Source organism: Streptomyces sp. NPDC059080, from assembly GCF_042739975.1.
Classification (GTDB): Bacteria; Actinomycetota; Actinomycetes; order Streptomycetales; family Streptomycetaceae; genus Streptomyces; species Streptomyces benahoarensis.
On record NZ_JBHYGX010000068.1, the window covers coordinates 8,050 to 16,017 of the forward strand.

A 7,968-nucleotide genomic window follows, 5' to 3' on the forward strand; every position below is an offset into this window, starting at 1 on the left:
GGCCACCGAGGGCCCCCCCCCTCTTCTTGCGGGGCGGCGCCTTCGCCGTGGCCGGATCCGGCCGTTCCTCAGATCTCGCCCTTGCGCGTCAGGTGCGTGAACGCCAGCCAGCCCGGCAGCACCGGCAGCCAGAACGTCATCAGCCGGAACAGCAGCACCGCCGGGAACGCGACGTCGCCGCCGAGCCCCGCCAGCGTCAGCGCCGTGATCAACGCGCCCTCGACCGCGCCCACACCACCCGGCGTCGGCGCCGCCGAGCCCAGCGCGTTCCCGGCGAGGAACGCCACCGCGATGCTCGCGTAACTGAGCTGATCGCCGCCGCCGAAGGCACGCACGGACGCGTCCAGGCACATCACGTTCGCCGCCGTCAGCAGCAGCATCCCGCCGATGCCGGTCACCAGCTTCCCGGGCCGCTGCAGGATGTCCAGCATCCGCGGCACCACCCCGGCAAACAGCGACCGCACCCGCGTCACCACGAACTTCCGCAGCACCGGCACCGCCGTCACCACCAGCACCAGCACCGCCACCGTCAACAGTCCGGCGATGACCGTACGGGACGGCGACAGCTGATCGTCGCCGCTCTCCGTCCCCGTCAGATACCCGAACGTCAGCAGCAGCAGGACGTGCGCGCCAAGACCGAACAGCTGCGAGGCGCCGACGCTCGCCACCGCCAGCCCCGGCCGCACCCCCGCCCGTTGCAGGAACCGCGTGTTCAGCGCGACGCCGCCGATCGCGGCGGGCGCCACCAGCTTCACGAAGTTCCCCGCGATCTGCGCGATCACCGTCCGGACGAACGACACCTTCTCCGTGACGAACCCCAGCAGGCTCATCGCCGCCGCGATGTACGTCGTCCCGGAGAACACCATCGCCACCAGCACCCAGACCCACTGGGCCTCGCTGATCACATCGAGCAGGTTGAAGTGGGCGACCTGCGACATCAGCTGCGACAGCAGCAGATACGCGGCGAACGCACCCGCGATCCAGCTGATCAGGATCCGCGGGCTCAGCCGCTCCAGCTTCGCCGGTTCGATCACCGCCGTCGGACGGATCAGCAGCACCTGCCGCCGGATCTGCGCCAGCAGATCCTCCTCGCGCGCCTCCTCCGACGCCTCGTCCAGCGCCCGCTTCTCCGCCGCCTTCGCCTGCGCCCGCATCGCCCGCTGCCGCTTGCGGTCCGCGGGCTCGGACACCGCCCGCTCCTCGCGCGTCTCCTTCGCGGACCGCGACGCCTCCAGCACCGCCTCCCGCTCCCGCGCCGACCGCTCCCGCGCCCGCTGCCGCAGCGTCGCCCGCGTCGCCCGGCTCAGCGCGATCGGCTGGAGCAGCGGCAGACTGTCCGCGACCGCGTCCGGGCCCAGCACCTCCACCGCTGTCGCGACCGCCCGCTCCGCGCCGACCCGCAGGCCCAGCGTCGTCAGCAGCTGCGCGACATCCATCCGCAGCACCAGGTCACCGGCGGCGATCTCCCCGCCGCGCAGCTCCGTCAGCGTCACCTTGCCGGAACGATCCACCAGCAGCGCGTCACCGACCAGCCGCCGGTGCGCGATCCGCCGCGACTGCAACGCCGCGACCTGCTCCCACGCGCTGCGCATCACCGCATCGGTGATCTCCTCGTCGTCCAGCGCGTCCAGCCGCCGCCCGCCGATGTGCTCGTAGACCAGCATCACCGCGTCCGGGCCCAGCTCCGACGTGGCGATCAGCCTCGGCGCCCGGGCACCCGCGGCGATCGCGGCGTACGCCAGCAGCGCCTCCTGCTCCAGCGCCTGCCGCAGCGACTGGAGGCTGCGGCGCTGGTTGATACCGCGCAGCGAAAGGCGCCGCCACACCCGGTAGAAGAAGCCCTGCGCCTGCTGTTCGCGGTCGACGACCGTCACATCGATGGGCGGACCGTCCTCCCGCGTCACCAGATAGCGGCGCCCGCGGTCGGCGTGCTCGGGGTGGTCCGGATTGGCGACGTCCTCGGCGCGCAGCGCGCTCACCGGACGGAACCCCACCCGCCGCAGCCCCGCCAGCAGATGCTGCCCGGTGGGCCGCACATTGGGGGTGCCGACGGCGTACAGCGTCCCGTACGCCACCGTCCAGCCGATCAGCACCGTCGTGACGATCGCGAACGGTGTGGTGTACCGGCCGACCAGTACCGCGAACGCGTCCAGCAGCAGCACACACCACATCGCGACCCGCCACCGCGGACGCCGCGACATCCCCACCGCCGTCATGTACGCGATGACCGGCGCGAGGTAGCTGTGCACCGGTGTGGTCAGCGACCCGTCGTGCATCCGGTGGGTCAGCGCCGCCCGGATCGAGGCGGGTGCCGCCTCAGCGACCCACAGGTCCGTCGCCAGTGACACCCCGTGCGCCAGCACCGCGGCCAGCACCCCGTCGGCAATGCGCAGCCCGTCCCGTTTGATCAGCCGCTCGACGGCGAACGCCACCGGAACGATCAGCACCGCCACGCTCGATGCCAGACCCGCGAAGTTGATCAGCAACCGCGGGGCCTGGCCCGCACCCTTGCCGATGTCGTCGGCCAGCCCCTGCGTCGTGGCGTGCGCGAACGCCGCCAGCGCCAGGACCAGCGCGATCCCCGCGATGCCGAGCAGCAGCCGCAGCAGGTCGGCCGGACGGTGCACCCGCGCCGGGAGCAGCGGCTCGTCACCGGACACCCGGTCCGCGTGCTCCGCACCGCCCGCGCACCCCGCGCTGTCACACGTCGCCAGGTACGAACCGGTCCGGGGCACGTCACCGCCCCCGCCGGACCCCGCGGCCACGGCGCCCGCGGGCAGCTCGGGCCGCTCGGGCCCCGCGCGGACCACGTCCGGCTGGGGTCCGGCTCCCTGCTCGTGCCCCTGTGGCGTCCGCTGCGCGTCGTCGCCCGCGTGGTGTGCGGGCTCGTCGGGTCTCTCGGACGCCCCGGGTCGTTCGGCCTTCTCGATCGTGCTCGCCTTTTCGGTCGCGGAGACCGCGGACGGCCTCCGTTGCTGCTTCCCCTGATCCACCGCCGGACGGTCGGCCCGGCGCCTGCGCGCGGTGCCTCCCGGGACGGTGGCGGCGGCTCCCGGCTGCCGGGCGTCAGGGGCGCCGGCCTCCCGAGGAGGCGCCGCGCCCTGCCGTCCGGACGTCGCTTTTCGCTCACGTCTCACCAGTCACCGCCCGCAAGATGGTGGCACGGCCGTGCGGGGGGCGGGGGGATCAGGGTGCTTTTCGAGGGCGCGGGAAGCGGAAGCCGAGCCCCCGCTACCGGCCCGGCGCCCGCCACGGCCCCCGCCTCAAGCCTCCCGCATCCCGGGCCTGCGCGCGGGCCGCACACGGCCTCCGCACGGCCCCGGCCCCGCGCCCCGCGCCGTTGGCGGTGGTGTACGGCAGGATGGACCGAATGAGTGGCCACCGCGACGGCACCGCACCTGACCCCTCCCGGGGCGACGGCCCGCCCCCGGAGGGCGCCCGGCCCGCACCCGAGCTGCCCGACTACGCCGAACGCGTCCTCGGCGTCGCCGAACGGATCCCGCCCGGCCACGTCCTGACCTACGGCGACATCGCCGCCCGCCTCGCCGCCGAGGATCGCGACGGCCGCGGCTCCGGCGGCCCCCGCCAGGTCGGCCGCGCCATGGCCCTCTACGGCGGCACGGTCCCCTGGTGGCGCGTGGTCCGCGCGGACGGCGCCCCGCTGCCCGGCAGCGAACACCGCGCCCTCGCCCACTACCGCGCCGAAGGCACCCCGCTGCGCACCGCCCCCGACGGCTCCACCACCCGCCTCGACATGCGCCGCGCCCGCTGGGACGGCCCCCTCGATCCCGCCGACGACTGTGAGGTTTCCGACACCGGCCCCGGCGCCCGCCACGTCGTCGACCTCACCCACCTCCCGGGCCTCCCGGAGGGCGCCGTCCCCACGGGACCCGCCGCCCCCGGAGGCGGCCACGGCACCCCGGCCGAGGACCGCTCCGCAGGTCGGAGCCGCGACGGCGGCAGCACGGCCCCCGACGGCCCGGCCGCGCGGGCCCGGCGCCGCAGCCGCGGCCGGACGGCGCGTTCCTGAGCCCGCGCGCCCCCGCCGCCCCGGGGCGCCCTGTGGACGGCCGCCGCCCCGCCCGCCACCTGGCGTAGCGTCGAGGTCCCACGCCGCCCACCCGGACGGCCCGGACCGGCCGGACGACGGCAGGACGGCGCCCGCCCACCGCGGCCCCGCACCGTCCGCCCCGTACCTCCACCAGAACCGGCGATCCACGTGAGCTCCTCCTTCTCCGACACACCGCGACGCCCGCGCCCCCGCGCGTCGCGGCGGGACGCCCCCGGCCCGTACCGTCTGGTGCGGACCGACGTGGGGCCCATGGAGCCGCCCGCCTCGGACGCGGCGCAGCGCGCCGTGGTTCAGCACCGCGACGGACCGCTCCTCGTCCTCGCCGGGCCCGGCACCGGCAAGACCACCACCCTCGTCGAGTCCGTCGCCGCCCGCGTACGCCGCGGCACCGACCCCGAGCGGATCCTCGTCCTCACCTTCAGCCGCAAGGCCGCCGTCGCCCTCCGCGACCGCCTCGCCGCCCGCCTCGGCACCACCGCCCTCCCGCAGGCCACCACCTTCCACTCGTTCTGCTACGCCCTGGTCCGCGCCCACCAGGACGCCGACCTCTTCGCCGACCCGCTCCGGCTGCTCTCCGGCCCCGAACAGGACCTCGTCGTCCGCGAACTCCTCGCCGGCCAGGCCGGCCTGGCCGCCGCCGGACGCGCCCGCGTCACCTGGCCCGACGAACTCCGCGCCTGCCTGACCACCCGCGGCTTCGCCGACGAGGTCCGCGCCGTCCTCGCCCGCAGCCGCGAACTGGGCCTGGGCCCCGACGCCCTCGCCGCCTTCGCCCGCCGCACCGGCCGCCCCGACTGGGGCGCCGCCGCCGCCTTCCTCGCCGAATACCTCGACGTCCTCGACGCCCAGGGCGTCCTCGACTACGCCGAACTCGTCCACCGCGCCGTCCTCCTCGCCGAGGACGCGGACACCGGCGCCGCCGCCCGCCTCACCGCCGCCTACGACGCGGTCTACGTCGACGAGTACCAGGACACCGACCCCGCCCAACTCCGCCTGCTGCGGGCCCTCGCCGGGCCCGGCGCCACCCGCGGCGCACCCGGCACCCCCGGCCGCACCCTCCTCGCCTTCGGCGACCCCGACCAGTCGATCTACGCCTTCCGCGGCTCCGACGTGAACGGCATCCTCGACTTCCCCACCGCCTTCCCCCGCGGCGACGGCACCCCCGCACCCGTCGCGGTGCTCACCACCGCCCGCCGCCCCCGCGCCGCCCTCCTGGCCGCCACCCGCCAACTGGCCCGCCGGATGCCGCTCACCCGGCTCCCCGCCGCCACCGTCCGCGCCCACCGCGAACCGGCCACCGTCCGCGACGGCGGCCGCATCGACGTCCTCACGTACCCGACACCCGGCGCCGAACTCGACAACATCGCCGACCTCCTGCGCCGCGCCCACCTGGAGGACGGCGTCCCCTGGCACGACATGGCCGTCCTCGTCCGCGCCGGGGCCCGCTCCCTGCCCGGCGTCCGCCGGGCGCTCACCTCGGCGGGGGTGCCACTCGACATCGATGGCGATGATCTTCCCCTGCGCGATGAGCCCGCGGTGGCGCCGCTGCTCACGGCGCTACGAGTGGCTGCCCAGGCGGCAATGAGGCGTGCCGGGGGCGTTGCTGACGTGGCTGGTGGCACGCCCGTTTCGGATGGCCCGGTGGCCGAGCCCGCGCCCGTGGCGGACGGCCCGGGAGACACCGCCGTACCGGACGGCCCGGGGCCTGCCGAATCCGCGGCGCCCGCCGATGGCGCCGACCCCGCGCCCGTACCGGACGCCCCGGTGGCCGACACCGCCCCCACGCCGGTACCGGATACCCCGGTGGCGGCCGAAACCGTCACGCTTGCCGAAGATGACGAGCCGGCGCCCGTACCGGACGCCCCGGTGGACGACCCCGCACCCGCGGCATCCGTCGCTCCCGCCCACCTCACCCCCGAGACCGCCCTCGACCTGCTCACCTCGCCGCTCGGCGGGATGGACGCCGCCGATCTGCGGCGGCTGGGGCGGGCCCTGCGGGAGGAGGAGCGGGCCGCGGGCGCCGCACTGCCCCGGCCCTCCGACGAACTGCTCGCCCGGGCGCTCGCCGCCCCCGAACGCCTCATCGCCCACGACCCCGCCTACGCCCGCGGCGCCCAGCGCCTGGGCCTCCTCCTGCGGACCGCCGAGGACCTCCTCGCCACCGGCGGCACCGCCGAAGCCGCCCTCTGGGAACTGTGGAACGGCACCCCCTGGCCGCAGCGCCTGGAACGCGCCGCCCACCGCGGCGGCGCCGCCGGGCGCAACGCCGACCGCGACCTCGACGCCGCCGTCGCCCTCTTCGAAACCGCCGCCCGCGCCGAGGAACGCACCGGCGGCCGCGGCGCCCTCAACTTCCTCGAAGAGCTCGACGCCCAGGACATCGCCGCCGACACCCTCACCCGCCGCGTCCCCACCCACGACGCCGTACGCCTGATGACCGCCCACCGCGCCAAGGGCCTCGAATGGCGCCTCGTCGTCGTGGCCGGGGTCCAGGAAGGGCTCTGGCCCGACCTGCGCCGCCGCGGCTCCCTCCTCGAAGCCGACCGCATCGGCCGCGACGGCCTCGCCGAACCCCTCACCCCCGGCGCGCTCCTCGCCGAGGAACGCCGCCTCTTCTACGTCGCCGCCACCCGCGCCCGCGACCGCCTCGTCGTCACCGCCGTGAAAGCCGCCGCCGACGACGGCGACCAGCCCTCCCGCTTCCTCACCGAACTCGGCGTCACCCCCCAGGACGTCACCGCCCGCCCCCGCCGCCCGCTGGCCGTCGCCGCCCTCGTCGCCGAACTCCGCGCCACCACCGTCGACCCCGTCGCCACCCCCGCCCTCCGCGACGCCGCCGCCCACCGCCTCGCCCGCCTCGCCGCCCTCCGCGACGACGACGGTCGCCCCCTCGTCCCCGCCGCCCACCCCGACCACTGGTGGGGCCTGGCCGAACCCACCCACAACACCACCCCCCTCCGTGACCGCGACCACCCCGTCGTCCTCTCCGGCAGCGCCCTCGACCAGCTCGCCCGCGCCTGCGCCCTCCAGTGGTTCCTCGGCCGCGAGGTCAAGGCCGACGCCCCCGCGACCGCCGCCCAGGGCTTCGGCAACGTCGTCCACGTCCTCGCCGACGAGGTCGCCTCCGGCCGCACCCCCGCCGACCTCGCCGTCCTCATGGCCCGCCTCGACTCCGTCTGGGACGCCCTCGCCTTCGACGCCCCCTGGAAATCCCGCCAGGAGAAGGAGAACGCCCGCGCCGCCCTGGAACGCTTCCTGCGCTGGCACACCGACGAACGCGACGTCCGCGGCAGCACCACCGCCGCCTCCGAGCACGACTTCGACGTCACCCTCGCCGCGGGGCCCCACCAGATCCGCATCCGCGGCACCATGGACCGCGTCCAAAGCGACGACCAGGGCCGCGCCTACGTCGTCGACTTCAAGACCGGCAAGCAGAAGCCCACCGGACCCGACGTGGAACACCACCCCCAGCTCGCCGTCTACCAGCTCGCCGTCCGGCAGGGCGCCCTCGACGACGCCTTCGACGGGCGGACCCCCGACACCGCAGGCGCCCAGCTCGTCCACCTCCGCCTCGGCGCCCCCCGCAAGGAGGGCGGCGACGCCCTGCCCGCCGTCCAGACCCAGCCGCCCCCGGACGACACCTGGATCGGCGGCCTCCTCGCCGAAGCGGCGGGGCGGGTTCTCGACGAACGGTTCACGCCGACCACCGGGACCCACTGCACCCACTGCGCCTTCCGGGCCTCCTGCAGCGCGCAGCCAGAGGGGCGGCAGATCATCGAGTGAGCGGATCGGGCGGACGACGGCCGGGACCGACGGATACCGGGCTCCGGGCTTGGCGCCGTGGCGGTCGGGCGCGGCCGGGGGCACCGTGCCACGGGCCCGGCGCCGTGCCACGG

At 76.2% G+C, this 7,968-nt stretch carries 3 protein-coding genes; 2 read left to right on the top strand and 1 reads right to left on the bottom strand.

The genetic code is table 11. The features are described from left to right. Positions 1-68 precede the first annotated feature (68 nt). Complete coding sequence (locus ACFWWQ_RS29155; protein ID WP_384602207.1) at positions 69-2,993, bottom strand: YbhN family protein; 2,925 nt, start codon at positions 2,991-2,993, stop codon at positions 69-71. Between the two features lie 377 nt (positions 2,994-3,370). On the opposite strand from ACFWWQ_RS29155, the gene ACFWWQ_RS29160 reads away from it, so the two are divergent. After that, entirely contained in the window at positions 3,371-4,030 is a 660-nt protein-coding gene (locus tag ACFWWQ_RS29160; RefSeq protein ID WP_384602209.1) for an MGMT family protein, read from the top strand. 291 nt (positions 4,031-4,321) lie between these two features. Next, a complete protein-coding gene (locus ACFWWQ_RS29165; RefSeq protein ID WP_384602211.1) occupies positions 4,322-7,855 on the top strand; it encodes a UvrD-helicase domain-containing protein in 3,534 nt (1,177 codons plus the stop codon). Positions 7,856-7,968 lie beyond the last annotated feature (113 nt).

Coding starts and splice junctions, on each gene's coding strand:
- ACFWWQ_RS29165 (WP_384602211.1), top strand. CDS start 4,322: ATGGAGCCGCCCGCCTCGGACGCGGCGCAGCGCGCCGTGGTTCAGCAC.
- ACFWWQ_RS29160 (WP_384602209.1), top strand. CDS start 3,371: ATGAGTGGCCACCGCGACGGCACCGCACCTGACCCCTCCCGGGGCGAC.